General features: G+C 70.8%; 19 protein-coding genes and 1 pseudogene. 13 read left to right on the top strand and 7 right to left on the bottom strand.

Going from position 1 to position 23,000, the window contains the following annotated elements; all coding sequences use genetic code 11:
- Positions 1-88: 88 nt before the first annotated feature.
- Complete coding sequence (locus G6N51_RS24055; RefSeq protein WP_083169689.1) at positions 89-3,370, bottom strand: error-prone DNA polymerase; 3,282 nt, start codon at positions 3,368-3,370, stop codon at positions 89-91.
- A 164-nt stretch (positions 3,371-3,534) separates the two neighbouring features.
- On the opposite strand from G6N51_RS24055, the gene G6N51_RS24050 reads away from it, so the two are divergent.
- On the top strand, positions 3,535-4,881 hold the full coding sequence (locus tag G6N51_RS24050; RefSeq protein ID WP_083169687.1) for a wax ester/triacylglycerol synthase domain-containing protein: 1,347 nt from the start codon (positions 3,535-3,537) through the stop codon (positions 4,879-4,881).
- A 41-nt stretch (positions 4,882-4,922) separates the two neighbouring features.
- Complete coding sequence (gene otsB / locus G6N51_RS24045; protein WP_083169685.1) at positions 4,923-6,056, top strand: trehalose-phosphatase; 1,134 nt, start codon at positions 4,923-4,925, stop codon at positions 6,054-6,056.
- On the opposite strand, the gene G6N51_RS24040 is transcribed toward otsB, so the two are convergent.
- Entirely contained in the window at positions 6,053-6,925 is an 873-nt protein-coding gene (locus G6N51_RS24040) for a MaoC family dehydratase (RefSeq protein WP_083170053.1), read from the bottom strand. The two genes, otsB and G6N51_RS24040, sit on opposite strands and share 4 nt — an antisense overlap.
- 83 nt (positions 6,926-7,008) lie before the next feature.
- Between G6N51_RS24040 and G6N51_RS24035 the strand changes: the two genes are divergently transcribed.
- From G6N51_RS24035 to G6N51_RS24025, 3 genes are read left to right on the top strand one after another with little or no spacing between them, the layout of a single operon-like run.
- On the top strand, positions 7,009-7,722 hold the full coding sequence (locus G6N51_RS24035; protein WP_083169683.1) for a histidine phosphatase family protein: 714 nt from the start codon (positions 7,009-7,011) through the stop codon (positions 7,720-7,722).
- Between the two features lie 49 nt (positions 7,723-7,771).
- Complete coding sequence (locus G6N51_RS24030; protein ID WP_083170051.1) at positions 7,772-9,766, top strand: SDR family oxidoreductase; 1,995 nt, start codon at positions 7,772-7,774, stop codon at positions 9,764-9,766.
- Positions 9,767-9,807: 41 nt separating this feature from the next.
- On the top strand, positions 9,808-10,551 hold the full coding sequence (locus G6N51_RS24025) for a 2OG-Fe dioxygenase family protein (RefSeq protein ID WP_083169681.1): 744 nt from the start codon (positions 9,808-9,810) through the stop codon (positions 10,549-10,551).
- A gap of 34 nt (positions 10,552-10,585) precedes the next feature.
- Here G6N51_RS24025 and cmaA1 read toward each other — a convergent pair whose 3' ends face one another.
- A complete protein-coding gene (gene cmaA1 / locus G6N51_RS24020; protein ID WP_083169679.1) occupies positions 10,586-11,473 on the bottom strand; it encodes a cyclopropane mycolic acid synthase CmaA1 in 888 nt (295 codons plus the stop codon).
- Positions 11,474-11,512: 39 nt separating this feature from the next.
- Between cmaA1 and G6N51_RS24015 the strand changes: the two genes are divergently transcribed.
- The 3 genes and pseudogenes from G6N51_RS24015 to G6N51_RS24005 all read left to right on the top strand — a co-directional run.
- Positions 11,513-12,562, top strand: coding sequence for a nucleoside hydrolase (locus tag G6N51_RS24015; protein ID WP_083169677.1), 1,050 nt, complete (start codon positions 11,513-11,515; stop codon positions 12,560-12,562).
- Positions 12,543-13,001: a hypothetical protein gene (locus G6N51_RS24010; RefSeq protein ID WP_083169675.1), complete on the top strand. Its 459-nt coding sequence runs from the start codon at positions 12,543-12,545 to the stop codon at positions 12,999-13,001. The genes G6N51_RS24015 and G6N51_RS24010 overlap by 20 nt, the downstream gene beginning before the upstream one ends.
- A 94-nt stretch (positions 13,002-13,095) precedes the next feature.
- A pseudogene (locus tag G6N51_RS24005) lies at positions 13,096-13,227 on the top strand (lactate 2-monooxygenase); the annotation flags it as partial.
- Between the two features lie 6 nt (positions 13,228-13,233).
- Here G6N51_RS24005 and G6N51_RS24000 read toward each other — a convergent pair.
- The 3 genes from G6N51_RS24000 to guaA form a co-directional block, all read right to left on the bottom strand.
- Positions 13,234-14,778, bottom strand: a complete 1,545-nt coding sequence (locus tag G6N51_RS24000; protein ID WP_276055417.1) for a DNA polymerase Y family protein — start codon at positions 14,776-14,778, stop codon at positions 13,234-13,236.
- Between the two features lie 36 nt (positions 14,779-14,814).
- The gene (locus G6N51_RS23995; protein WP_083176217.1) at positions 14,815-15,504 is read right to left on the bottom strand and encodes a hypothetical protein; all 690 of its coding nucleotides are present in this window, start codon (positions 15,502-15,504) and stop codon (positions 14,815-14,817) included.
- 170 nt (positions 15,505-15,674) lie between these two features.
- Positions 15,675-17,243 (bottom strand): glutamine-hydrolyzing GMP synthase, encoded by a 1,569-nt coding sequence (guaA, locus tag G6N51_RS23990; protein ID WP_174814419.1) that lies wholly within the window; start codon positions 17,241-17,243, stop codon positions 15,675-15,677.
- Between the two features lie 228 nt (positions 17,244-17,471).
- On the opposite strand from guaA, the gene G6N51_RS23985 reads away from it, so the two are divergent.
- Complete coding sequence (locus tag G6N51_RS23985; protein ID WP_083176221.1) at positions 17,472-18,026, top strand: peroxiredoxin-like family protein; 555 nt, start codon at positions 17,472-17,474, stop codon at positions 18,024-18,026.
- On the opposite strand, the gene G6N51_RS23980 is transcribed toward G6N51_RS23985, so the two are convergent.
- The gene (locus tag G6N51_RS23980; protein ID WP_083176223.1) at positions 18,002-18,649 is read right to left on the bottom strand and encodes a winged helix-turn-helix transcriptional regulator; all 648 of its coding nucleotides are present in this window, start codon (positions 18,647-18,649) and stop codon (positions 18,002-18,004) included. The genes G6N51_RS23985 and G6N51_RS23980 overlap by 25 nt on opposite strands.
- A 78-nt stretch (positions 18,650-18,727) precedes the next feature.
- Here G6N51_RS23980 and G6N51_RS23975 point away from each other — a divergent pair, with 78 nt between their 5' ends.
- Genes G6N51_RS23975 through G6N51_RS23960 form a run of 4 tightly spaced genes read left to right on the top strand, consistent with a single transcriptional unit; the run spans position 18,728 to position 22,999 of the window.
- Entirely contained in the window at positions 18,728-20,281 is a 1,554-nt protein-coding gene (locus G6N51_RS23975) for an MFS transporter (RefSeq protein ID WP_083176262.1), read from the top strand.
- Positions 20,278-21,366: an NmrA family NAD(P)-binding protein gene (locus G6N51_RS23970; RefSeq protein ID WP_083176225.1), complete on the top strand. Its 1,089-nt coding sequence runs from the start codon at positions 20,278-20,280 to the stop codon at positions 21,364-21,366. The genes G6N51_RS23975 and G6N51_RS23970 overlap by 4 nt, the downstream gene beginning before the upstream one ends.
- Entirely contained in the window at positions 21,363-22,199 is an 837-nt protein-coding gene (locus G6N51_RS23965; RefSeq protein WP_083176227.1) for a class I SAM-dependent methyltransferase, read from the top strand. Before G6N51_RS23970 ends, G6N51_RS23965 begins: the two co-directional genes overlap by 4 nt.
- Positions 22,196-22,999 (top strand): class I SAM-dependent methyltransferase, encoded by an 804-nt coding sequence (locus tag G6N51_RS23960; protein WP_083176229.1) that lies wholly within the window; start codon positions 22,196-22,198, stop codon positions 22,997-22,999. Before G6N51_RS23965 ends, G6N51_RS23960 begins: the two co-directional genes overlap by 4 nt.
- Position 23,000 lies beyond the last annotated feature (1 nt).

Genomic DNA, 23,000 nt, shown 5'->3' with positions numbered 1-23,000 from the left:
ACCGAGGCGGCCGACCCCCGCCGAGCGTGCACTCAGCGCGAAAAATGAGCCGGAATCTCCGCAGTGGATACACGTTCGGCCAAAGAGGTCACCGGAAGTCGCGCGAGCGCGAGCCGACCGCCAGGGTGATGCGGCCCAGCCGCTCGGCGACGACGGTGACTGCGCCGCTTGCGTTTTGGACCTGGCCGCGCACCAGCATCGCGGGCGCGGTGTTGGCCAGCTTGCGGTGCCGCGCCCACACCGCCGGCGTGCAGAGGACGTTGACCATCCCCGTCTCGTCCTCGAGGTTGAGGAACGTCACCCCCTGGGCCGTCCCGGGCCGCTGCCGGTGGGTCACCGCGCCGGCGATCAGCACCCGGTCGCCGTCGGGCACGCCGAGCAGCTTCTCGGCGGGCACCACCCCCATCGCGTCCAGGTCCGCCCGCAGGAACTGCGTCGGGTAGCTGTCCGGGGACACGCCGGTGGCCCACACGTCGGCGGCGGCCAGCTCCAGCTCGCTCATCCCGGGCAACGCCGGGACATGCGACGACGAGCCCACGCCCGGTAACCGGTCCGGGCGTTGGGTGGCGGCCGCCCCGGCCGCCCACAGCGCCTCGCGCCGGGACATGGAAAAGCAACCCAGCGCCCCGGCCGTCGCCAGCGCCTCCGTCTGCGGCACCGAGAGCTGCAGCCGGGTCGTCAGGTCCAGCAGGGAAGCGAACGCGCCGTTGGTGTTTCGCTCCTCGACCAGCCGCTCGGCGAGGTCGTCGCCGATGTGGCGAACGGCGCCCAGCCCGAGGCGGACGGCGTTCCCTGCATCTTCCAAGGTGGCGTGCGCCAGGCTGGCGTTGACGTCCGGGCCGTGCACCGTCACGCCGTGCCGGCGTGCGTCGGCCACCAGCGACTGCGGCGAATAGAAACCCATCGGCTGCGCCCGCAGCAGCGCCGCGCAGAACGCCGCCGGGTGATGCAGCTTGAACCACGACGAATAGAACACCAGCGACGCGAAACTCAGCGCGTGGCTCTCCGGGAAGCCGAAATTGGCGAAGGCCTCCAGCTTTTCGTAGGTCCGGTCGATCACCTCGTCGGGGGCACCGTGCAGCGCGCGCATGCCGTCATAGAACCGGCCGCGCAGCCGCCGCATGCGCTCGGTGGAACGCTTGGAGCCCATCGCGCGGCGCAGCTGGTCGGCCTCGGCGGCCGAAAAGCCGGCGCAGTCGACCGCGAGCTGCATCAGCTGCTCCTGAAAGAGCGGCACCCCCAGCGTCTTTCGCAGCGCCGGCTCCATGGACGGGTGGTCGTAGACGACCGGGTCCAGCCCGTTGCGCCGGCGGATGTAGGGGTGCACCGATCCGCCCTGGATGGGCCCGGGCCGGATCAGGGCGACCTCGACCACCAGGTCGTAGAAGATCCGCGGCTTCAGCCGCGGCAGGGTCGCCATCTGCGCCCGCGACTCCACCTGGAACACGCCGACGGAGTCGGCGTGCGCCAGCATCTCGTACACCGCCGGCTCCGAGAGGTCGAGCCTGGCCAGGTCCACGTCGATCCCCTTGTGCTCTGCCACCAGGTCGATCGCGTAGTGCAGCGCTGACAGCATGCCCAGCCCGAGCAGGTCGAACTTCACCAAACCGATTGCCGCGCAGTCATCCTTGTCCCACTGCAGGACGCTGCGGTTCTCCATGCGCGCCCACTCAACCGGGCACACGTCGGCGATCGGCCGGTCGCAGATCACCATGCCGCCGGAGTGAATACCCATGTGCCGCGGCAAGTTACGAATCTGGTTGGCCAGGTCGACCACCGGCGGTGGGATGCCCTCGACATCGGGCGAATCGGCGAGCCCGTCCCAATGGCCGAGCTGCTTGCTCCAGGCGTCCTGCTGGCCCTGCGAGAACCCCAGGGCGCGGGCCATGTCGCGCACCGCGATCCGTCCCCGGTAGGTGATGACGTTGGCGACCTGGGCGGCGTAGTCGCGGCCGTAGCGGTCGTAGACGTACTGGATGACCTTTTCGCGCTGGTCGGACTCGATGTCCATGTCGATGTCGGGCGGTCCGTCACGGGCGGGCGACAGAAAGCGCTCGAACAACAGCTCGTTGGCCACCGGATCCACCGCGGTGACGCCCAGGGCGTAACAAACCGCGGAGTTGGCCGCCGATCCCCTGCCCTGACACAGGATGTTGTTGCACCGGCAGAACCGGGCGATGTCGTGGACCACCAGGAAGTAGCCCGGGAACGTCAGGTGCGCAATGACTTTCAACTCGTGTTCGATCTGGGAGTACGCGCGCGGCGCGGCATCGGCCGGCCCGTAGCGGTCTCGCGCCCCCATCATGGTCAGTTGCCGCAGCCAGCTGTCCTCGGTGTGCCCGGCGGGCACGTCGAAGGGCGGCAGCTGCGGGGCGATCAACGCCAGCCCGAATGCGCACTGTTCACCGAGCTCGGCGGCGGCGGTCACCGCCTCGGGCCGCTGGCCGAACAGCCGGGCCATCTCCTCGCCGGACCGCAGGTGCGAACCACCCAGTGGGGCCAGCCAGCCCGCGGCGGCGTCCAGGGACTGCCGCGCCCGGATGGCGCCCATCGCCATGGCCAGCCGACGCCGCGACGGCCCCGCGAAATGCGCCCCGGTGGTGGCGACGACGCCGACGCCGAAGCGCGGCGCGAGGGCGGCCAGCGCCGCGTTGCGCTCGTCGTCGAGCGGTTGACCGTGGTGGGTCAACTCGATGCTGACCCGCCCAGCGCCGAAACGATCCACCAGGTCGGCCAGCGCTCGCTCCGCCGCGTCCGGACCGCCATTGGAAAGCGCTTGGCGGACATGGCCTTTGCGGCATCCGGTGAGGATGTGCCAGTGCCCGCCGGCGGCCTCGGTCAGCGCGTCGACGTCGTAGCGCGGCTTCCCTTTCTCCCCGCCGGCCAAGTGCGCCGCGGCCAGCTGCCGCGACAGCCGCCGGTAGCCCTCCGGGCCGCGGGCCAGCACCAGCAGGTGCGGGCCGGGCGGATCGGGCGTCTCGGTGCGGGCCCCGCGCCCCAGGGACAGTTCCGCGCCGAACACGGTGCGCAGCTCGAGCTCGGCGGCCGCTTCGGCGAACCGCACCGCACCGTACAGGCCGTCGTGGTCGGTCAGCGCCAGCGCGCGCAACCCCAGCCGGGCGGCCTCCTCGACCAGCTCCTCCGGCGTGCTGGCCCCGTCGAGGAAGCTGAACGCCGAATGCGCGTGCAGCTCGGCGTATGGAACGGACGAGCGGGCCGCCCGGGTGTCGTCCGGCGGCCGGTACGTTCCGCGCCTGGGTGACAGGGGGGCGTCTTCCCCGGGCACCACCGGCACGCCGGCATGGCGGGGCTTGCCGTTGAGCACCCGCTCCATTTCCGCCCAGCTCGGCGGGCCGTTAAACCAACCCACGGCCGACAGTCTATCGAATGTGTGTTCGAATTTCCTCCGGCCCGGCCAACCGTTGTTAAACCGATCTTCAACTCATAAACAAGCTCTTAACGCCGCGCGCCTACCGCGGGCGCGGGGGCCGGGCAGACACTGGTAACCAGGCGAGATTTTCGGCGGGGGCGAGCATGGCGCAGGTGAGGGCACTGGATACGGCATTCCTGACGGCGCGGGATCCCGACCAGCACGCCGGCCTGGCGATCGCCGCCGTGGCGATCGTCGACGGCGGCGCACCCGATTACCGGCGCCTCAGTCGCCTTCTGGCCGAACGCATTCGGACGATACCGCGCTGCACGCAAGTGCCGCGTGCGCACCCGCCGGATCAGGACTGGGTCGACTGCCCGGGATTCGACCTCGCCCAGCACGTGCACAAGGTGGCGATCCCCCGGCCGGGCGACGACGCCGAGCTGGCCGGGGCCATCTCCCACGCCCTCGAGCGCCCCCTGCGCCCGGACCGTCCGCCGTGGGAGTGCTGGGTGATCGAGGGCCTGAAGGGTGGCCGGTGGGCGATCCTGATGAAGACCCATCACCGCCTGCTCGGCGGCAGCTCACCCGCGCATCTGCTCACCAGGCTGTGTGACGACGCCGACGACGACGCCTTCGCGGATGCCTCCGTGGACAAGCAGCTTTCGCGGCCGTCGAGGCGGCGGGAGGTCTGGGCCGATGCGCTGTGGCGGGCGTCGTGGACCGCGACCGGCGCCGTGCTCGCCGCGGTCTGGCCCGCGCTGCGGACGGGGGACCGGGCCGCCATCCTGCGCCGCTACGCCACGGTGCGCGTCCCGATCGCCGACGTTGACCGCGTCTGCCGCCGGTTCGATGTCACCATCGACGACGTCGCGCTGGCCGCGGCCACCGAGGGCTTCCGGACCGTGCTGCTCGGCCGCGGGGAGGAGCCGCGGGCGGGCTCGCTGCGCGCCCTGGTGCCGGCGCCCGCCCGTTCGCCTTACCTGCCGGTCGAACACGACGACCCGGTCCAGCGCTTGCGCGCGGTGCAGGCGAGGTGGAACGACAAGGAAACTCACCCGCCCCACACCGGCGGCATCGTCGAGTCGGCGCTCAACTCCTTGCCGAGCGTGGTGCGGGACAACGTCATACAGCTGCTGTCGCGGCTGCCGCAGCGCGCCGTCGTGACCTTGACGACGAACGTGCCCGGACCCCGGCACCGGCTGCGCCTCATGGGCCAGACGATGGTGCGCGTGCTGCCCGTCCCGCCGACCGCCGTTCAGTTGAGCACCGGGGTCGCGGTGCTGAGCTACGGCGACGAACTCGTCTTCGGCATCACCGCCGAGCCCGGCGCCGCGTTCGACGTCACGTGCCTGGCCGCCGGGATCGAGCTGGGCATGGCGCGGCTGGTCGCGCTCAGCCAGGACTCGGTCCTGCTGTTCAGCGGTCGCCGCCGCAAGCGGTCGCCGCGCGCGTTCCCCGGCCGCGCGCCGGGGCCGCGCCCGCCTTTCCCCGGACAAGCGCGGCACTGACCCGCTCCCGGCCGGTCCGACCATCGTGAGAAGGTTGGGGCATGCCACAGTCGGGGCCGGTCGTCATCGACCCACGCCGCCATGACGCCGTGCTCTTCGACGCATCCGACGCCGCCCTGGACGGGCGGCTGCGTGAGATCGGGGTGGGCACCGCCGCTTTCTCCTCCCCCGAAAGCCTGTCGAGGGTGGCCGACGGCCTGGGCGCGCGACCGGGCCGGTGCGTGGTCGTCACCACCGACGCGGCGGCCGTCGAGGCCGCGCGTGCCGGCGGGTTCGCGTTGGTCATCGGCGTCGACGCCGGGCCTGGTGACGCGCTGCGAGGCGCCGGCGCGGACGCGGTCGTCGCCGACCTCGGCGAGGTGACCGTGCGCACCGGGGACCGGCGAATGTCGCAGCTGCCCGACGCGCTGGTGGCCCTCGACGACCTGGCCGCTCGGCGGCCGGCGGTGTTCTTCGACTTCGACGGCACGCTGTCCGACATCGTCAACGACCCGGATGCCGCCACCCCGGTCGCGGGCGCCACCGAGGCGCTGCAGCAGCTGGCCGCCCGGTGCCCGGTCGCGGTGCTGTCGGGCCGGGATCTGGCCGACGTGACGAAACGGGTTGGGGTGCAAGGAATCTGGTATGCCGGTAGTCACGGCTTCGAGCTGACGGCGCCCGACGGCGCGCATCACCAGAACGACGCCGCCGCGACGGCCGTGCCGGTGCTGGAGCGTGCGGCCGGCGAGCTGCGGGAGCGGCTGGGCGCCATCCCCGGTGTGGTGGTGGAGCACAAGCGCTTCGGGGTCGCCGTGCACTACCGCAACGCCGCGCGCGACCGGGTCGGCGAGGTGGCGGCCGCGGTGCGCGCGGCGGGCCGGCGCGACGGGCTCCGGGTGACCACCGGCCGCGAGGTCATCGAGCTGCGCCCGGACCTGGACTGGGACAAGGGCAAAACGCTGCGCTGGGTGCTCGATCACCTGACCGAGGCCGAGTCCGGTGTCCGGACGCCGGTCTATCTCGGCGACGACATCACCGACGAAGACGCGTTCGACGCGGTGCGCGACGGTGGCGTGCCGATCCTGGTGCGGCACTACGACGACGGCGACCGCGCTACCGCGGCGCAGTTCGCGCTGGACAGCCCGGCGCGGGCCAGCGAGTTCACCGCCCGCCTTGCGGGCCGGCTGTCCCGCTAGGCCTGGACGTATTCCACCGCGCCGTCGTCGAGCACCACGCGAGGGCCGGAACCCTCGGCGTCCGACGCCTCGGTCCGGAACACCGCCTTGCCCGGTTCGGTGCGCCAGATCAGCGTGGTCAGCGTCTCGCCGGGAAACACCGGCGAGGTGAACCGCGACGCGATCGAGGTGACGTTGGCCGCGACGCCGCCACCGAGCTCGGCGACCAGCGCGCGGCCCGCCACCCCATAGCTGCACAGCCCGTGCAGGATCGGCTTGGGAAACCCGGCCATCTCCCGGGCGAACCACGGATCGCTGTGCAGCGGGTTGCGGTCACCGGAAAGCCGGTAGATCAGCGCCTGGTCCTCCCGGGTGGGCAGCGGGACCCGGGCGTCGGGCTCGCGGTCGGGGATCTCCGGAGCCACCGGCCGCTGACCGGGCACTCCCCCGAACCCGCCCTCGCCCCGGATCACCAGGGTGGTCAGCGTCTCGGCGATCAGCTTCTCCGAGTCGGGGTCGGTGCCCCGGCCGCGCAACACCAGGATCGCGTTCTTGCCCTCGCCCTTGTCCTGGATGTCGGCGACCTCGGTGACCACCGACAGCTTGCCCGCGGGCGGCAGCGGCGCGTGCAGCCGGATTTCCTGCGAGCCGTGTAACAGCATGGCCCAGTTGAACGTTCCGACCTTGCCGGCCGCCCCGAACGCCGGGCAGCAGATCACCGCGTACGTGGGCAGCACCTGCTGGTCGATGCCGTGGCTGTTCTCGGTGGTGAAGGACAGATCGTCGAGGCCGGCGCCGACGCCGAGCGCGTACAGCAGCGTGTCGCGGTCGGTCCACTCCAACAGCATGGGTTCGGTCACCGCGCCGACCGCACTCGGGTCAATCGCCATCTGAGTCTCCTTCTGACGTATTTTCTCCACCTAACCATCGCAAACCCTTCCCACCGATGCGGTCGGCAGGGCAGGCTATCGACATGCCGAAGCGCAGGTTGGTCCGGAATGTCTCGAAGGTCGTCGCGGCGCTCACCGCGGCCGTAATCGTCGGCGCCTGTGGCGGATCGCCGCAGGCACGCAGCATCACGGTGACGTTCATCCGGCACGCCGAGTCCGAAGCCAACGCCAGCGGGATCATCGACACCTCGGTGCCGGGCCCGGGCCTGAGCCCCGAGGGCAAGGGGCAGGCCCAGCAGGTCGCCCACCAGGCGGGTCATAAGGACTACGACGGCATCTACGCCTCCACCATGGCCAGAGCCCAGCAGACCGCCGCGCCGCTGGCCGCCGAGCTGGGCAAGCAGGTCGAGGTGCTGCAAGGCATCCAGGAGATCAACGCCGGCTGGTTCGAGGGCAAGCCGGTTGCCCAGGAGGGCGCGACATACCTGCTGGCGCCGGCGGACTGGCTCAGGGGCGACAGGCAAGACAGCATCCCCGGGTCGGTCAACGGCAGGGAGTTCAACGACAGGTTCACCGCGGCCATCCAGAAGGTCTACGCCAGCGGCCAGCACAATCCCGTGCTGTTCTCGCACAAGTTCGCCATCGAGTACTGGACGCTGATGAACGCCAAGAACGCCAAGGACACCCTGCTGACCAGCCACCCGCTGCCCAACATCGGGCGCGTGGTGATCACGGGTAACCCGGTGACCGGCTGGACCCTGGTGGACTGGGACGGCATTCGCGACTTCCACAGCTGACGCGCGGGAACGGTTGACGCGGTGGCCCCCAGCCGCCACGATGGGCTGCATGCGGTATGTCGTTACCGGCGGTACCGGGTTTATTGGGCGCCACGTCGTCGGTCGCCTGCTGGAGGCCCGGCCCGATGCGCAGGTGTGGGTGCTGGTCCGGCGGCCGTCGCTGGGCCGCTTCGAACGGCTCGCCTCCGAGTGGGGTGAGCGGGTCAAACCACTGGTCGCGGGGCTGCCGGAGCTGGAGCTGACCGACGAGACCCTCGCCGAGCTGGGCCGCATCGACCACGTCGTGCACTGCGCGGCCATCTACGACATCACCGCCGGCGAAGCCGAGCAGCGGGCCACCAACGTCGAAGGCACCCGCGCCGTGATCGAGCTGGCGCAACGGCTGGGCGCGACGCTGCATCACGTGTCCTCGATCGCCGTGGCGGGCGAGCACCCCGGCGAGTACACCGAGGACGACTTCGACGTCGGCCAGCAGCTGCCGACCCCGTACCACCGGACGAAGTTCGAAGCCGAGCTGCTGGTGCGGTCGACGCCCGGGCTGCGTTACCGGATCTACCGCCCGGCGGTAGTGGTGGGCGACTCCCGCACCGGCGAGATGGACAAGATCGACGGGCCGTACTACTTCTTCGGCGTATTGTCGGCGCTGGCCGTATTGCCCAAGGTCACGCCGATCCTGCTGCCCGACACCGGCCGCACCAACATCGTGCCGGTCGACTACGTCGCCGACGCGCTCGCCGCGCTCATGCATATCGACGGCTTGGACGGCCGCGCGTTCCACCTCACCGCCCCCAAAACCGTTGGGCTGCGCGGCATTTACCGTGGTGTCGCGAAAGCGGCCGGGCTGCCGCCGGTGCGCGGATCGCTGCCCGGCTCGGTGGCCGCACCGGTGCTGAAGGTGCGCGGGCGGGCCAGGGTGCTGCGCAACATGGCCGCCACCCAGTTGGGAATCCCGGCCGAGGTTTTCGACCTCGTCGACCTCAAGCCGACGTTCGTCAGCGACAAGACCCGGGAAGCGCTGCGGGGCAGCGGAATCGGCGTACCCGAGTTCTCCAGTTATGCCCCCAAGCTGTGGCGCTACTGGGCCGAACACCTCGACCCCGACCGAGCCCGGCGCAGCGATCCGCTGCGCGGCCGGCACGTCATCATCACCGGCGCCTCCAGTGGCATCGGCCGGGCGGCGGCGATCGCGGTGGCGGAAAGGGGAGCGACGGTCTTCGCCCTGGCCCGCAACGCCGACGCGCTGGACCAACTGGTCGCCGAGATCCGCACGGGCGGCGGCGACGCCCACGCCTTCACCTGCGACGTCACCGATTCCACCTCGGTCGAGCACACCATCAAGGACATCCTGGGCCGCTTCGACCACGTCGACTACCTGGTGAACAACGCCGGCCGGTCGATCCGCCGCTCGGTGGTCAACTCCACCGACCGCCTGCACGACTACGAGCGGGTGATGGCGGTCAACTACTTCGGCGCGGTGCGCATGGTGCTGGCTTTGTTGCCGCACTGGCGCGAGCGCCGCTTCGGCCACGTGGTCAACGTCTCCAGCGCCGGCGTGCAGGCGCGCAACCCCAAGTACAGCTCGTACCTGCCCACCAAGGCTGCGCTGGACGCATTCGCCGACGTGGTCTCCTCGGAGACGCTGTCCGACCACATCACGTTCACCAATATCCATATGCCCCTGGTGCATACGCCGATGATCGCGCCGTCGCACCGGCTCAACCCGGTGCCCGCGATCAGCCCGGAGCGGGCGGCCGCCATGGTGGTGCGGGCCCTGGTGGAAAAGCCGGCGCGCATCGACACCCCGCTGGGCACCCTCGCCGAGGCCGGCAACTATTTCGCGCCGCGGACGTCCCGGCGCATCCTGCACCAGCTCTACCTGGGTTACCCCGACTCCGCCGCCGCCCGCGGGCTGCCCACCGAACCGCCCGCGGCCGCCCAGGCCCCACGCAAACCGAGGCGGCCCGTCCGCGCGGTCACCGCCGGCATCCGGACACCGCGAGGAGTCAAGCGGTTGGTGCGCCTGGTGCCCGGGGTGCATTGGTAATTCGGGCGTTTCAACCCATCCGATCGCGGTATTCCGGCGCGATGAGCCGGACTCTTCCCGAAAAGCGGGCGGACGCCGACCCGGTGGCCGCCGCGGCCCGGCTGGTCGCCGCGACGGGCGCCGCGGTGATGTCCGCGTTCGACGTGACGCGCGGCCTGGGCGCGGCCCGCGAGGAGTGGACCCGGTTCGCCGGGCACTGGCGGCGCCTGGGCCCCGACCCCTACGCGGCCGAGCTCGGTGTGCAGCGAATGCGCCGGTACGGCCAGTACGCGTTGCGCGATCGCGTGCTGCGCCCGATGCCCAGGACCACGTTCGTGCAGCCGCAGGACTCCAACCCCCTCTACATCGGCAGGGAGCGCGACTTCGAGCCCCTGACGGATGCGTTCGCCCGGGATCCCTTGCTGCATAAGCTGATCGGGTTGCTGGCCCGGGTGGCGGCGGCCCTCGACGAGGTGGCGGAGTGGAACGTCAAGGTCCATCCGTTCCGGATTCGGTCGTCGACGGACGAGGGCGGCCATCCCACGCCCGAGGGCATGCACCGCGACGGCGTCACCCTGGTCACCTCGTTGCTGGTCGGGCGGCGCAACGCCATCGGCGGCGAGAGCACGGTGTGCGACTCCGACGGCCGCCAGTTGCTGGCGACCACGCTGGCCGAGCCCGGCACGCTGATGCTGGGCGACGACCGCCGCACCCTGCACGGCGTCTCCCCGATCCGGCCGATCGACGACTCGGGCCCGGCGCAGCGCGACGTCCTCGTGATCACCTTCGCCTCGGCCTGGCCGTAGTACGGCGGCGGCCGCCCGCGGGGTGGGCGGGGAGTTACTTCAGCAGCGTGAACTGATTGACGTCGACGTAGCCGATGCGGAACATCTCGGCACAACCGGTCAGGTATTTCATGTACCGCTCGTAGACTTCCTCGGATTGCACCGCGATGGCCTGATCCTTGTGGGCCTGCAATGCGGCGGCCCAGATGTCGAGCGTTTTCGCGTAATGCGGCTGCAGCGATTGCACGCGGCTCACGGTGAAGCCGTTCGCGGTGGCGCGCTCCTGCACCATCGGTATCGACGGCAACCGCCCACCCGGGAAGATCTCGGTGACAATGAATTTGACGAAGCGGGCAAACAGGAACGACAAGGGCATGCCACGTTCCACCATCTCCGTCGGGTGCAGCCCGGTGATGGTGTGCAGCAGCATGACCCCGTCGTCGGGCAGCAGGCCATGCGCCAGGCTGAAGAACTTGTCGTAGCGCTCGTGCCCGAAGTGCTCGAAGGCGCCGATGCTGACGATCCGGTCGACGGGCTCATCGAACTGCTCCCAGCCCTGCAGCAGGATCCGCATCGAGCGGGGGCTGTCGGACCGGGCGATCAGCTGCTCGACGTGATTGGCCTGGTTGCGGCTCAGGGTGAGGCCGACGACGTTGACGTCGTAGGTTTCCACGGCGCGCATCATGGTGGCGCCCCAGCCGCAGCCGACGTCCAGCAACGTCATGCCCGGTTGCAGCCCAAGTTTGCCGAGGGCGAGATCGATCTTGGCGATCTGCGCTTCTTCCAGCGTCATGTCGTCGCGCTCGAAGTAGGCGCAGCTGTACGTCTGGGTCGGGTCCAGGAACAGCCGGAAGAAGTCGTCCGACAAGTCGTAGTGGGCCTGCACATCGTCGAAGTGCGGCGTTAAGTCTGTCCCCCCGGGGGGCTCCGACGTCGTTGGCATCGTGACAGCCTAACCGCCGGTCTGAGTATCTTGGACACAATGAAGTCGCCCGTTTTCGTCGACGTCGATACCGGCGTCGACGATGCGCTCGCACTGATCTACCTGTTCGCCAGCCCGGACGCCGACGTGGTGGGCATCGCCTCCACCGGGGGAAACGTTGCGGTGCAGCAGGTTTGCGAGAACAACCTGGGCCTGCTGCAGCTGTGTGGCGTCACCGGCGTGCCGGTCTCCCGGGGCGCCGGCGAAACCCTGACCGGACCGATGCGTCTGCCGTCAAAGGTCCACGGCCCGAGGGGATTGGGGTACGCCGAGCTGCCGCCCACCGATCGCCGGCTCACCGACCACGATTCGGCGACCGCCTGGGTGCGCGCCGCGCACGCGTTCCCCGGCGAGCTGATCGGCGTCGCGACCGGCCCGCTGACCAATCTGGCGCTGGCGCTGCGCGCCGAACCGGAGCTGCCGAGGCTGCTGCGCCGGTTGGTCGTCATGGGCGGTTCCTACGATCACCGGGGCAACACCACCGCGGTGGCGGAGTGGAACATCAGCGTGGACCCCGAGGCCGCGGCCGAGGTGTTGGCCGCCTGGGACGCCGACGCCGTTGGCCAACAGCGCCTTCCGATCCTGTGCGGCCTGGACCTGACCCGTCAGGTGGCGATGACGCCGGATCACCTCGCCAGGCTGGCGGCCGCCGCCGGGTCGACGGCGACGCCGATGAGCGAGGACGACGAGCCCGGCACCCGCTCGGCGGCGTCCAATCCGTTGATTCGGGTGATCGAGGACGCGATGCGGTTCTACCTGGAGGCCTACCACGACATCGGCCACGGATACCAGGCGCATCTGCACGATCCGCTGGCCGCCGCCGTGGCGCTGGATCCGGGGCTCGTCGCCACCCGTCCCGCGACCGTGGACATCGAACTCACGGGGACGCTGACGCGCGCCATGACGGTGACCGACTGGTCGGGCCGGCGGGAACCCAACGCGCTGATCGGCGTCGACGTGGACGCGGCGGCCTTCTTCGACCGGTACATCGAACGGGTTGGGCCCTTCGCGCGCGGGTTACCCGTAGTGCATGAAGATTCGTCTCATTGAAGTCCTGCGCGCGGGATGGGGCGCGGTGCTGCTGGCCGCCCCGTCCGAGGTCCTCGACCACATCCACGGGGTGCAGGTCGATCGCAAGGCGCTCGTCGTCACCCGGATCCTGGGCGCTCGCCATCTCGGCCAGGCGTTGCTGTCGGGAGTGAACCCGGGCCCGGAGGTGCTGGCGGCCGGCGTCTGGGTCGACGCCGTGCACTCCGCCACCGCGCTCGGCCTGGCCGTGGTCGACCGGCGGAGGGCCCGCGGCGCAGTGACCGACGCGGCCGTCGCGGCGTCGTGGGCGGGCCTGGGCTGGCGCCACCTGCGCGCCGGCAAGACCAGGACCGACGGCGTCACCGGGCGCGACCGGCTGGCCCGCACCGTCGTGGGTGCGCTGCCCGGGGGCGCCGGGCTGATGGCGCGGGCGCAGGCGGTCCGCGACCAGCAGGCCTGAGGCTCGAGCCGTTTGGCCGTCCAGACGCCGGGTACTGCCACGGTCATGGCCTTCGCCGATTACCAAACCGAGCTGTACGACCAATCGCTGCACGGCGCTCGGCGGTGTCGACGGCATCGTGCACGTGCTGCGCTCCCTGTTGGCAGAGGCGGACCTGATCATGGCCGTCGACGGGTATCCCTCGCTGAAGGACCTGACGCCGGACGCGTTGCGGCCCACCGGGTAAGCGCCGTCACTCGTAGCTGCCCTCGAGGTACCAGCGCCGCTGGCGATAGCACAGCAGGAACGCCCGCTCGCTCTCCAGCAGGACCTGCGCGCGGGCGGTGCGACCACCCCCTTGACCGCCCGCAGGGCGGTCATCCCACCACCGCTCGTCGACCGGCCACGGCCCGGCCCACCAGTCCAGCCGCTCGTCCCGGCCGTGCACCATCAGCGCTACCGGGTCGGCGGAGAACAGCCCCCGGTTCGTCACCCGCACCGGGTTACCCTGGGCGTCAAGCATTTCCACCGGGTCGTCGAGCAACACCGCCGGTGATGGCTCGGGCAGCCGGCCGGGCCACGGCAGCCCCGGGTCGGCCCGCGGGAGGAGTTCGTCACCCAGCGGAGTCAACGTGATGCGCTCGGCCGGCCCGCGCCCGCCGGACAGCACCGGCACCCGTACCGCCTCCGGGCCGAGCAGGCCCTGCACCCGCACCAGGGCCCGGCGGGCCCGCAGCCTGTCCTCCTCGCCCAAGCCGCCCCACAGCGGCAACTGCAGCGCCCCGGCCGACACCACCTCGACGGCCTGCAGCCGCAACACCGTCACCGCCGCCGTCGGGCGGGGGTTGCGCGCGGTCCGGCTGCTCAACCAGCCGTCCAGTTGCCAGCGCACCCGGTCGGCGGTGGCGTCCTCGGTCAACGGCTCGGCGCACCGCCAGACCCGGTGCAGCTCTTCGCCGTTGGCGGTGACGGCGTGGATGGCCAGCCGGGTGCAGCCCACCCCGGCGGCCATCAGCGTCCGGTGCAGCGCGCCGGCCAGCGAGCGACCGGCGAAGGCCGCGGCGTCGACCCGGTCGATCGGCGGGTCGCAGTCCAGCACGGCCTCCAGCTCCTCGGGCGGCTCCCGCCCGGACGGGCCCCGTTCGGGTTCGCCGCGGGCCATCCGGTGCGCGGTCACCCCGTCGGCACCGAACCGGGACGCCACATCGGTGGCCGACAGCGCGGCGAACTGGCCGACGGTGCGAATCCCCAACCGCCACAACAGGTCTGTCAGCTCTTCGCGCCCCGGGCCGCACAGGCTCGGCTCGGTGGCGAGTTGGCGGATCGACAGCACCGACAGGAACTTCGCGTCGCCGCCCGGCGGGACCACCCGGCCCGCCCGCGCGGCGAAGACCGCGGTGGACAACCGGTCGGCGATTCCGACCTGACACTCGGCGCCGGCTGCGGCCACCGCGTCGATCAGCCGCTCGGCGGCGTCGGCCTCGGAGCCGAAATAGCGGGCCGCGCCGCGCACCGGCAACACCAGAAGCCCCGGCCGCAACACCTCGGCGCGTGGCACCAGGTCGTCCACCGCCGCGATGACCGCCTCGAAGAAGCGGGCGTCGCGGTCCCCGTCGGCGGTGCCGACGTGCAGCTGCGGGCACCGCGCCGCCGCCTCCCGGCGCCGCAGCCCCCGCCGCACCCCCGCCGCCCGGGCGGCCGCCGAGCAGGCGATCACCCGGTTGGCCAGCGTGACCGCCACCGGGGCCGTCGCGGACAGGCCGGCGGCCGCGGCCGCCGCGACCGCCGGCCAGTCCATGCACCAGATGGCCAGCACCCGGGATGTCACCGGAATTCACCCGGCTCGCGCCCGGGCGGTCACCCGTCGTCCCGCACACACCCCGCTGACCTGCAGCCGCACCCGGCTGATCCGCCCGAATCCGGGGCGGCTTCCCGGCGTGATCTCGTAGCCGCAGACCCGGGCCTCCAGCCGGGTGGGCGCCCCCTGCCAGTCACCGTCGGTGACCAACACGGTGCACCCCTTGTTGCGGGCCCGCGCCACCACCGCCCGCGCCCGGGTATGCGGCACCCGGCGCCCGCCCAGGCCGAGGACCACCAGATCCATGCCGTCGACGAGCACCGCGGCCACCTCCACCGGATCGTTGCCGGGGTCCGGTATCACGGCGAGCCGGCTCAGATCCGCGCCCATCTCCGCGGCGGCCAGCAGCCCGATGTCCGGCTGGCCGACGATTGCCACGTTGCCGCCCGCCGCCGTCACCGCAGCCACCATGCCCAGCAGCAGCGACCGGGCGCCCGAGAGCACCGCCACCGTCCCGCGCGGCAGCGGCGCCGGCAGCGACTCCGCCAGCCACTGCGGCAGCGCCAGCCGGGATTCCGTTTCCGGCAGCAGGTCGTCGGTACAAAAGGCTTCGCCGGATGCGGGCCCCGGCACCTTCCCGGCGATCACGGCCATCCGTCGGCGCAACGCTTCGAGCTGCTCAGCGCGGGTTTCCCGGCGCTGATCCGAGGCGAAAGCCGCAGTCATGACCAGCCTCCTACCACCGCTCTCGCACGACTATTTTCGAAAGTATGTTCGACTGATTGAGAGTAAACACCCGCCCTCCGACAACCGTCAAGAAACGCAAGGGGCGGCTTTATGCGATCGATACCGGTGGGGCGAATGGGTGGGATGTGGCGGGATTTCGCGCCGGCCGGTCACTCCCACTCGATGGTGCCGGGGGGTTTGCTGGTGATGTCCAGCACCACACGGTTGACCTCGGCGACCTCGTTGGTGATCCGGGTGGAGATCCGCTCCAGTACCTCGTAGGGCACCCGGGTCCAGTCGGCGGTCATGGCGTCCTCGCTGGACACCGGCCGCAGCACGATCGGGTGCCCATAGGTGCGGTTGTCGCCCTGCACACCGACCGAGCGAACCTCACCCAGCAGCACCACCGGGCACTGCCAGATCAGGTTGTCCAGACCCGCGGCGGTGAGCTCCTCGCGCGCGATCATGTCGGCGCGGCGCAGGGTCTCCAACCGCTGCGCGGTGACCTCGCCGACGATCCGGATGCCCAGACCGGGCCCCGGAAACGGTTGGCGCGCAACGATTTCTTCCGGCAGTCCGAGTTCACGCCCGACGGCTCGCACCTCGTCCTTGAACAGCAGCCGCAGCGGCTCGACGAGCTTGAACTTCAGGTCGTCGGGCAGACCCCCGACGTTGTGGTGGCTCTTGATGTTGGCGGTCCCGCTGCCCCCGCCGGATTCCACCACGTCCGGATACAGTGTGCCCTGGACCAAGAAGTCGACCTCAGACCCGGTGTCGCTCAATATATCTCGCACCGCGCCCTCGAACGCCCGGATGAACTGCCGTCCGATGATCTTGCGCTTGCCCTCGGGGTTGGTCACCCCCGACAGCGCGGCCAGGAAGGTGTCGGCGGCGTCGACGGTGACGAGGTTGGCGCCGGTGGCGGCGACGAAGTCGCGCTGCACCTGCGCGCGCTCGCCGGCGCGCAACAACCCGTGGTCGACGAACACACACGTGAGCCGGTCGCCGATGGCGCGCTGCACCAGTGCGGCGGCCACCGCCGAGTCGACCCCGCCGGACAGCCCGCAGATCGCGTGGCCGTCGCCGACCTGTGCTCGCACCTGCTCGACCAGGGCCTCGGCGATGTTGGCGGGCGTCCAGTCCGCGCCCAGCCCGGCGAAGTCGTGCAGGAACCGGCTGAGCACCTGCTGACCGTGCGGGGTGTGCATGACCTCCGGGTGATACTGCACGCCGGCCAGCCGGCGGGCCCGGTTCTCGAAGGCCGCCACCGCCGCCCCCGGGCTGCTGGCCACCACGTCGAATCCGTCCGGCGCGGCAGTGACCGCGTCACCGTGACTCATCCAGACCGGCTGGACGCCCGGCAGTCCCGAATGAAGCTCACCGCCAACCACTTTCAACTCGGTGCGGCCGTACTCGCTGGTGCCGGTGCGGGCGACGGTCCCACCCAGGGCCTGCGCCATGGCCTGAAATCCATAGCAGATGCCGAACACGGGCACGCCGAGGTCGAACACCGCCGGATCGAGCTGCGGGGCGCCCTCTTCGTAGACGCTCGACGGCCCACCGGAGAGCACCAGCGCCGCCGGGCGGCGGGCCTTGATCTCGTCGATCGAGGCGGTATGCGGGATGACCTCGGAGAAGACCCGCGCCTCCCGGACGCGCCGGGCGATCAACTGCGCATATTGGGCGCCGAAATCGACCACCAGCACGGGCCGCGGCGAGGGGTTTTCCACGGCAGCCAGCTTAGTGGCTACCGAGGACTGCCCGGCTGGAACCGTACCGTCCCCGGCGTCACATCGGGTGCGTCGGTTGCGCAATGCCGAACCGGGTGCCGGCGTAGCGCTTGAGGCGGCCGGGCCGAAGTACACGTGCCGGCCGGCGGTGCGGATCGACGCCCTGCCCGGGGGGTGGGAATCAGCCCAGCCATTTCCTGGTTGGAGAGGGGAGCCTCTTATAGACGGGAGCCGCCCATGAGCATGGATGCTGCGATAGGCCGGGGCAGCGTGCTCGCCCCGCGAGAACTGACCACGGTTTCGGGCGAGGCCGTCCCGATCCCCGACCCCAACCGACTGGTCCACCTGCAGTTTCGCCGTTTCGCCGGCTGTCCCATCTGCAACCTTCACCTGCAGTCGATCGTGCGCCGGCACGACGAGATCGCCGACGCCGGTGTCCGCGAGGTCGTCGTCTTCCACTCGACCGACGACGAATTGCGGCAGTACGTCGGCGATTTGCCGTTCTCAGTGATCGGCGACCCCGGCAAGCGGCTTTACGCGGAGTTCGGTGTCGGCTCCTCCCCGCGTTCGCTGGTGCACCCGCGGGCGTTGGGTCCCGCGGTCCTGGCGGCCGGATTTCGGCAGGGTGTGCGCAACACGAACCTGCATCCCACCGGCGGCCATCTGGGGTTACCCGGGGACTTCTTGATCGGCCCGGACGGCCGGGTATTGGCGTGTAAGCGCGGTCGCCACGCCAATGATCAATGGACGGTGGACGAGGTGCTGGCCTACGCCCGCAGCGCGAACGCCTGACGCACCGCCTCGACGGTCTCCGGCTCACCGTCGAACGTCACGCGCCGCAACGCCGCCCTGCGCTTGGCGTCGCTGGACCCGAGGCGCGCGGTGACCAGGTCCACGGCGCTGGCGATGATCGTCACCGCGGGTTCGCCGCGAGCGCCCGCGAGCCGGCCCTGTGTCACCGCGAATTCGAAACGTCGGCCGTCGATTTCGATGCGGATCGTCGCCTCCAGTCCGGCTGCGCCACCCGAATCGAAGCCGAGCAGGAATCCGGCCAGAAAACCGTTCAACGGCGATGCCGGACCGTCCCCGATCGGATCCAGCCGGTCCAGCCCGAACAACGCGACGCTCCGCAACACCGGCAGCACCCGCTGCCAGCCCATGTCGCTGAGGGTGTAGACCGTCCGCCCGATCGGGGCGGGCAGGTCGGTCCTGTCGACGAGCCCGGCCTCTTGTAACTCCTTGAGCCGCTCGGCCAGCAGGTTGGTCGCAATGCCGGGCAGCGCGTCGCGCAGGTCCCCGTAGCGGCGGGCTCCGCCAACCAGCTCGCGCAGGATCAGCAGGGTCCACCGCTCGCCGAGGACGTCGAGGCCGCGCGCGATCGGGCAGTTCTGGTTGTAGTTCCTGCGGGACGCCACCGGCCCATGCTACCACGCCAGACAAGTTTTTCCACTCTATACTTGATTTGTTTGTCTCTTAGCTTTACGGTCTTGTTCATGAGCAACGAACCCCCGCTTCGAAACCGCCCGATCGCCGCGCTCGCCGTCATCTGCCTCGCGGTCTTCGTCATCAGCGTCGACGCCACCATCGTCAACGTCGCCCTGCCCACCTTGGCGCGCGACCTCGGCGCCGACACCGCGCAGCTGCAATGGATCGTGGATGCCTACACCCTGGTGATGTCGGGCCTGCTGCTCTCGGCCGGCAGCCTGTCCGACCGTTACGGCAGGCGCGGCGCGCTGAGCCTCGGCCTCGCCCTGTTCGCGGTCACCTCCGGTCTTGCGGCACAGGTGAATTCGGCTGATGCGCTGATCGCGGCCCGCGCCGCCATGGGCATCGGCGCGGCGGTGATCTTCCCCACCACGCTGGGCCTGATCACCAACATCTTCACCGACCCGGTGCCGCGCGCCAAGGCGATCGGGCTGTGGGCGGCCATGGTGGGAGTCGGGGTGGCCGTGGGGCCGATCAGCGGCGGCTGGCTGCTCGAGCACTTCTGGTGGGGGTCGATCTTCATGGTGAACATCCCGATCGCCGCGCTGGCCATCGTCGGGGGCGCCCTGTTCGTGCCGACGTCGCGCGACCCGGCCGCCCCGCGGGTAGACGTCCCCGGCCTGGTCTTGTCCGCGGTCGGCATCACGGCGCTGGTCTACACCGTCATCGAGGCGCCCACCTGGGGATGGACCGACGTCCGGACGGCGAGCGGGTTCGCCCTGGCCGCAATGGTTCTCGCCGGGTTCGCGCTGTGGGAGCGGCGCAGCACCCACCCGATGCTGGACGTCTCGGTGTTCGCCAACCGCCGATTCTCCGGCGGCAGCCTCGCGGTGACCGCCGGCTTCCTGACGCTGTTCGGATTCATCTTCGTCATCACCCAGTACTTCCAATTCATCAAGGACTACACCGCATTTCAGAGCGGGGTGCGGTTGCTACCGGTCGCCGGCTCCATCGCGCTGGCCAGCATCGCGGGTCCCCGACTGGTGGAACGGGTGGGCAGCACCGCCGTCGTCGCCGCCGGCCTCACCGTTTTCGCCGCCGGGCTGGCCTGGGCTTCCACCGCCGACGCCGCCACGCCGTATACGCAGATCGCCACGCAGATGCTGCTGCTCGGCGGCGGGCTCGGCCTGACCGTTTCGCCGGCCACCGAGGCGATCATGGGGTCGCTGTCCGCCGACAAGGCCGGGGTCGGCTCGGCCGTCAACGACACCACCCGAGAACTCGGAGGCACGCTCGGCGTGGCCATCGCGGGCAGCATCTTCGCCTCGGTCTACTCGGGACACCTCGGGACCGCAGCGCTGCCGGGTTTGCCCGTCGAGCCGATGCGGCACTCGATGGCCCTGGCGCACCAGGTGATCGAGCAGCTGCCGGTGCAACAAGCCGGCTACGTCCGCGGCGTCGTCAATCACGCGTTTTTGGACGGCCTGCAGGTGAGCTCCCTGGTATGCGCGGGCATCGCGCTGGGTGCGGCGATCATCGTCGGCTGGCTGCTGCCGGCCCGAGCCAGCCAACCGGCACCTTCCCGGGAGCCGGAACGTCAATTGGAAAGGGAAATCCGATGAATCGTCGAGTACTGGTAACCGGCGCCACGGGCAAGATCGGCGGCGCGGTCGCGGCCCAGCTCCTGCAGCAAGGCGTCCCAATCCGGGCCATGGTGCATCGCGAGGACGCGCGCGGCGCCCGGCTGCGCGACCTGGGCGCCGAGGTCGTCGTCGCGGACATGTTCGACATCAGCCAGGTGTCCTCCGCGATGGCGGGGGTCGACCGGCTCTACTTCAACCCTCCCTATCATCCCCACGCGCTGGACAGCGCCGTCGCCTTCGCGGTGGCAGCGCGGCGTTCGGGCGTGGCGGCGGTGGTGGCGCTGGGCCAATGGCTGGCCAGCCCCGAGCATCCGTCGCTGATGACCCGCCACGCCTGGCTGACCGACAAGTTGTTCGCGCTGCTGCCGGATACCGCGCACGTGGCCGTCGACCCGGGCTACTTCGCCGACAACTACCTGCAGCTGGTGCCGATGGCCGCCCAGCTGGGAGTGTTGCCGACGCCGACCGGGGGCGGCCGGAACGCGCCGCCCTCCAACGAGGACATCGCGCGGGTCGCCGTCGGCGCGCTGCTCGACCCGCACCGTCACGATGGCCGGGCCTACCGCCCGACCGGACCGGCGCTCCTGTCGGGAGCCGAGATCGCCGACGCCGTCGGCGAGGCGCTGGGCCGGCGCGTTCGCCACATCGACATTCCCCCGTGGATGTTCATGCGCGCCGTGCGCGTCAACGCGAAACGCCTTGGCGCCGATGAGTTCTTCCAGTCCAGCCTGCGCCACTACCTGCCGGAGTACGGGCTGGGGACCTGGGCTGTGGGTGGCCCGACGACGCACGTCCGCGACGTGGCGGGGGTCGAGCCCGAGGACTTCGTGACGATCGCGCGCCGCTACGTCACGGGTCCCCAAACACGGCGCACGCCAGCCAATTTCCTGCGCGCGACGTGGGATTTCGTGCTGACCGGGCTCGTGCCGATGCACCGGCTGGACACGTTCGACCTGCTCCAGCAGCACCCCCGGCCGGCGCATCCCCGGCTTTCGGGCCGATCCGCGGTGTGGCGACGTGAGCACACCGCGACCTTCGAGCCGGAAAGGGCAGCGACGCGATGAACACGACGCCAGCCGCCGCGGCAAGCGACAGCACGTACGTCCTGGGCCACGCCGACGCCGAGGTGCAGCGGCTGCTCCTGCAGGGCCGGCTGTACGACGACCTCACCGAGCACGCGCTGCGGCTCGCCGGGCTGCGGCCGGGCATGCGGGTGCTCGATATCGGCAGCGGGCCGGGTAACGTGTCGTTCGTCGCCGCCCGACTCGTCGGTCCCACGGGAAGCGTTCTGGGGGTGGACGCCGCCGCGCAGATGGTCGAGCTGGCCCGCGCCCGAGCCGCCGAACAGGGCTTGTCCGCAGCGCATTTCATCCATTCCGCGATCGACGCGATCGAACTGGACGAGCCCGTCGACGCGGTCGTCGGCCGGTTGATCCTGATGCACCTGCCCGATCCGGCCGCCACGCTGCGCCGGCTCGGCGCCTTCGTGCGACCCGGCGGCGTGATCGCGTTCTCCGAGAACGACATCGCCGAGGCGCGCAGCGTCCCGGACATGCCGCTGTTCACCCGGGTGATACCCGGGATCGTGCGCGCCTTCGAGGCCATGGGCCTGTCCGCGCGGTTCGGCACCACGCTGCACACGATCTTCGCCGACGCCGGCCTGGGTGCGCCGCGCCTGACGCTCGGCGCCCCGATCGGCACCGCCGCCGACACCGACATCCTGGCCTACGGCGCGGCGGTCTGGCGGCTGGTCTCCCCCATCGCACAACAGGGCGGCTTCGCCATCGACGAGGTCGCCGACATCGACAGCTTCCTACCACGCTTCCGCGAGGAGGCGATCGCGGCCAACGCCCTCATCACGATGCCACCCATCATCACGGCGTGGGTGCGGAAATGAGCAACATGATCCAGGACCAGTATTCGACCGGCCTGTCGCGCAACAACATCGAGCGCGCGCTGCGCTCCGCCGGGAAGGACCTCGACCGCCTCGCCCCCGCCGACCTGGGCCTGCTGGAGGACTTCCACACCATGGGTCGCATCGCCACCGCACAGCTGGTGGAGCTGGCGCAGATCACCGGCGAGAGCATGGTGCTCGACGCCGGCAGCGGGGTCGGCGGCACCGCCCGCTACATCGCCGACCGGTACGGCTGCGCGGTGACCGCCGTGGACCTCACCGACGAATACTGCGAAACCAACCGCTGGCTCAATCGACTCGTCGGCCTCGACGACCGGATATCCGTTCATCGGGCCGACGTCACCGAGCTCCCCTTTCCCGACGCGGTTTTCGACGTCGTCGTGAGCCAGCACGTCCAGATGAACGTCGCCGACAAGGCGCTGCTGTACTCCGAGACGCGCCGAGTGCTCAAAGACGGCGGCCGGCTTGCCCTGTGGGACATCACGAGTGGGGATGGCACCCCGCTCGACTATCCGCTGCCGTGGGCCGATCACCCCGGTCGCAGCAAGCTGGTCGGCCCGAACGAATTGCGGGCCGCCGTCGAGTCGGCCGGGTTCGCCGTCGAACACTGGAACGATCTCACCGACCAGGCGGCCTCGGTGATGCGGGCCATCTTGGCCCAGCCCGCCAACCCGCTGGGCCTGCACGCCTTCGTCACCGACTTCCAACGCAAAGCCGACAACCTCACCCAAGCCCTGGCCGACGGACGCCTGCGGGCCGTCCAGGCCGTTTGCAGGCGGTGAA

The sequence above is a fragment of the Mycobacterium paraseoulense genome, assembly GCF_010731655.1.
Classification (GTDB): domain Bacteria; phylum Actinomycetota; class Actinomycetes; order Mycobacteriales; family Mycobacteriaceae; genus Mycobacterium; species Mycobacterium paraseoulense.
The sequence above is the reverse complement of the archived record's forward strand: the minus strand, read 5'-3'. Positions and strand labels throughout refer to the sequence as shown.

What these genes read in the sequence shown, in the direction of transcription:
- G6N51_RS24050 (WP_083169687.1), top strand. Translation starts at nt 3,535, where the DNA reads ATGGCGCAGGTGAGGGCACTGGATACGGCATTCCTGACGGCGCGGGAT.
- otsB (WP_083169685.1), top strand. Translation starts at nt 4,923, where the DNA reads ATGCCACAGTCGGGGCCGGTCGTCATCGACCCACGCCGCCATGACGCC.
- G6N51_RS24040 (WP_083170053.1), bottom strand. Translation starts at nt 6,925, where the DNA reads ATGGCGATTGACCCGAGTGCGGTCGGCGCGGTGACCGAACCCATGCTG.
- G6N51_RS24035 (WP_083169683.1), top strand. Translation starts at nt 7,009, where the DNA reads ATGCCGAAGCGCAGGTTGGTCCGGAATGTCTCGAAGGTCGTCGCGGCG.
- G6N51_RS24030 (WP_083170051.1), top strand. Translation starts at nt 7,772, where the DNA reads ATGCGGTATGTCGTTACCGGCGGTACCGGGTTTATTGGGCGCCACGTC.
- G6N51_RS24025 (WP_083169681.1), top strand. Translation starts at nt 9,808, where the DNA reads ATGAGCCGGACTCTTCCCGAAAAGCGGGCGGACGCCGACCCGGTGGCC.
- cmaA1 (WP_083169679.1), bottom strand. Translation starts at nt 11,473, where the DNA reads ATGCCAACGACGTCGGAGCCCCCCGGGGGGACAGACTTAACGCCGCAC.
- G6N51_RS24015 (WP_083169677.1), top strand. Translation starts at nt 11,513, where the DNA reads ATGAAGTCGCCCGTTTTCGTCGACGTCGATACCGGCGTCGACGATGCG.
- G6N51_RS24010 (WP_083169675.1), top strand. Translation starts at nt 12,543, where the DNA reads ATGAAGATTCGTCTCATTGAAGTCCTGCGCGCGGGATGGGGCGCGGTG.
- G6N51_RS24000 (WP_276055417.1), bottom strand. Translation starts at nt 14,778, where the DNA reads ATGGACTGGCCGGCGGTCGCGGCGGCCGCGGCCGCCGGCCTGTCCGCG.
- G6N51_RS23995 (WP_083176217.1), bottom strand. Translation starts at nt 15,504, where the DNA reads ATGACTGCGGCTTTCGCCTCGGATCAGCGCCGGGAAACCCGCGCTGAG.
- G6N51_RS23985 (WP_083176221.1), top strand. Translation starts at nt 17,472, where the DNA reads ATGAGCATGGATGCTGCGATAGGCCGGGGCAGCGTGCTCGCCCCGCGA.
- G6N51_RS23975 (WP_083176262.1), top strand. Translation starts at nt 18,728, where the DNA reads ATGAGCAACGAACCCCCGCTTCGAAACCGCCCGATCGCCGCGCTCGCC.
- G6N51_RS23970 (WP_083176225.1), top strand. Translation starts at nt 20,278, where the DNA reads ATGAATCGTCGAGTACTGGTAACCGGCGCCACGGGCAAGATCGGCGGC.
- G6N51_RS23965 (WP_083176227.1), top strand. Translation starts at nt 21,363, where the DNA reads ATGAACACGACGCCAGCCGCCGCGGCAAGCGACAGCACGTACGTCCTG.
- G6N51_RS23960 (WP_083176229.1), top strand. Translation starts at nt 22,196, where the DNA reads ATGAGCAACATGATCCAGGACCAGTATTCGACCGGCCTGTCGCGCAAC.